Source organism: Vibrio sp. 03_296 (assembly GCF_002265885.1).
Genome location: NZ_NPKW01000222.1, coordinates 1 through 324, shown reverse-complemented (window position 1 = coordinate 324; position 324 = coordinate 1). Strand labels below are relative to the sequence as shown.

Genomic DNA, 324 nt, shown 5'->3' with positions numbered 1-324 from the left:
GCTGTGCAGATAGCCTTGCTCGGATGATCGGTGCGCCCAACCAAGCGACTTGTTTGCCAATCTTCAACCGAGAAGGTCGGAATATAGACGGGGTATAGTCTTCGTTTTGCTTGCGTTTTTCGCTGACGTCATTGGCCAATTGACGGAAGCTTTTGCCGAGCATGCTCTCTTTAAAAGGCCCCTCAATTAAGTTTGTGCCAAAGTTTTCATTTTTGTAGATGGAGTAGGTGACGTTGCCATCGAGATCCACCAACAAAATATCGTCAAAATCGGATCGCTTCAAAAGCTCCAAATAGGCCCAGTGATAGCGCTTATGAAGCAAAC

1 pseudogene is annotated in these 324 nt (G+C 46.6%); it reads right to left on the bottom strand.

Annotation, left to right across the window (positions count from 1 at the left end):
* Positions 1-324: pseudogene (locus CIK04_RS23545) on the bottom strand (hypothetical protein); the annotation flags it as partial.